The sequence below is a fragment of the Rhizomicrobium sp. genome (assembly GCF_056722145.1).
Map to the genome: position 1 here is coordinate 1 of NZ_JBWZET010000245.1, position 2,691 is coordinate 2,691.

The 2,691-nt window shown below is 64.3% G+C and carries 1 protein-coding gene; it reads left to right on the top strand.

The genetic code is table 11. The annotated features are described in order from the left end of the window. Positions 1-2,576 (top strand): amylo-alpha-1,6-glucosidase (locus tag AC1P6P_RS13205; protein WP_481139485.1); only part of this gene is annotated, 2,576 nt, incomplete at its 5' end. Between the last annotated feature and the right edge of the window lie 115 nt (positions 2,577-2,691).

A 2,691-nucleotide genomic window follows, 5' to 3' on the forward strand; every position in this document is an offset into this window, starting at 1 on the left:
TGGCGTTCGATACAACGCTTCCCGTTATCCGCGCCCACGCGGAGCCGCAGAAACCGTTCACGATTTCAGGCGAACGCGGCGCACTGCTGGGGCAGCAGGATGGCACGCTCGAAGCCTGGGTGCTGCCCGTAAAGCTGCTGTCGCACCTCACCCTGCAGGCGGATATTGAGGGATATACCGCGCCGATTCAAGTGAACCAGCAGGTGGCCGAGATTGAGGTGCATCCCGACCGCACGGTCGTCACTTACGCGCACATCGGATTTACGGTGCGGCAGATCATGTTTTCGCCCGCCGGAGCCCCGGCGGGAACCGGGCCGGTGGTCCTGTTCCAATTCGATTGCCTGCACCCCACCGACTTTACCTTCCGCTTTACCCCGGAACTGCGCTGGATGTGGCCGGAGCGGAACGAAGGAACTCCCAATGTGGAATGGGTCGCGCCCGGCCCTGATCCGCACGAGGTTCCCGGCGGCTTCTATGTGCTGCACTCCGATTACCCCGATTTAGCGGGAGCCGTAACGATTCCCGGCGCGCGGCCCGGCATTTTGGCCCCGTATCAGGAGCGCCCACAGGCGTACCCCGCCGAACTCAAGCTGCACATCGATCCGGCGCGGGACCGCGGGCGGCTGTTTCCGTTGTTGATGGCGGCGGGCATGGACAAGGCCTCCACGAACTCCGGCGTGCTGGGCGCCCTGCTTGAGAAGCTCAACACCACCATCGCCGCCACCTACGCCGCTCATGCGGAGAGCTACAGGAAGCTGCTGGCCAACTCCGTATCCATCGAAACTCCCGACAGCGCATTGAACGAGGCCTTTCAGTGGGCCGTCGTCTCGATCGAGCAACTGAAAGTGAAGGCTCAGGCGACAAATGAAACTGCGCTGGTGGCAGGCTATTTCGCCTCCGGCGACTCGGCCCGCCCCGGCTTTGGCTGGTTTTTCGGCCGCGACGCTCTCTACACGCTTTTTGCCGTCGATAGCTATGGCGATTTTGGCTTGTCGAAGTCCGAGCTGGAGTTCCTCATTCGCCGCCAGCGTGCCGACGGCAAAATCATGCATGAGTATTCGCAGACCGCCGCGGCTATCGACTGGCGGGCCTTCTCCTATATGTATGCTGCGGCCGACGCCACGCCGCTGTTTTTGCTGGCGGTTGCCGATTACGTAAAAGCGAGCGGCGATGTGGCGTTCCTCAACGAGCATCGCGGCGCGGTCGAGAAGGCGTGGGAGTTCGAGACCGCCCATGCGCCCGACGCGGCCCACGGCGGAAACGGCATCTACGACAACACGCAAGGCACCGGATGGGTGGAGAACTGGCGGGGCGGCTTGCCTCGCCAGGAGATCTATTTGGCGCTGCTCGACCAGCAAGCCTCCGGCGCCATGGCGGCGATGGAAGAGCTGCTGGGCGACAAGCCGAAGGCGGACGCGGCCCGGCAGCGTGCGGCGGCGGTGGCGAAAACCGTCAATGCGCAGTTTCACGATCGGGAGAAGGGCTGCTACGCCTTCAGCCGCAACGCCGGCGGGTCGCTTGACCGCACAACCACCGTGTACCCGGCTCTCGACTGGTGGAGCGGCGCGCCGATTCTGGACCACCCCGGCGAGTGCCTGTGGCAGTTCGCTTCCCACACCATGCAGACGGATTGGGGCCTGCGCGACCTCTCCAGCAGCGAGAAGGTCTACGACGGCATGAGCTATCACCAGGGCTCCGTGTGGCCTCTGTTTACAGGCTGGGGGGCGCTGGCGGAGTACCGCGGAGGGCAGCCCCTGGCCGGCCATCAAATGCTGATGGAGAACGCCAGCCTGACGCGCGCCCAAGACCTCGGGGCCGTCACCGAGCTGCTGAGCGGCGATTACTTCGTTCCCTTTGGCCGCAGCACCAGCCACCAGCTCTGGTCGAGCGCCATGGTCATCACGCCTGCCCTGCGGGGTCTCTTCGGCATCGATGTCGACGCGCGGACCAGGACCATCACGGTAAACCCGCATCTGCCTGCCAGTTGGGATCATGCCGAGGTGCTGAACCTGCAGGTTCCCGGCGGCTCCACTGCGCTGTACTTCGCCAGGAAAGCCGACCGCCTCGATATTTATGGAGGAGACGGGTGGCGCCTGCGTAGCGATCTTCCCGGCGCAACCTTCGGGCCGTTGAAAGAGGACCTCTCCAAGAAGCGAAGGATTCCGGCTCACACCGGCCTGCGGGTTCCATTGCCCGCGCTGGAGATCGACGATGTTGCGGCGACCGCGGCCCTGGCAGAGCCGGTCGCCTTCACTACTCCCAACCGTCCTCCGTTGCCGGGTGCAAGGACGGCGAAGTTCCGGGTGCTCCACTCGGAATACGGTGATCGCAAGCTGATGCTGACATTCGAGGGCCTGGCCGGATCGGACGGCATCATGCGGCTGATCCGGCATGGCCATTTTGTGCCCAAAGTGGAAACCAGCCCGGCCTCCGATGCCGCCGGCGGCCGGCGGCTAGCGACTGTGTCGTATGCAAGCTGCGATGCCGATCCGTACGCATGCACGTGGCTGCCCTTGCTGCTTCATTTCCCCGACGGGGAGGGCTGGAAGACCCTGACCGTCACTCTGACGTGGTAGAAAGGCGCACGGCGATCCCGCGAACGGCTGGCCGGATGCATCGCGTAGAGGCATGAAAGACGCGCCGGAGCGGACCTGTATCAGGGCACGACTTCAGTCGTGCCGCAAATTGCCA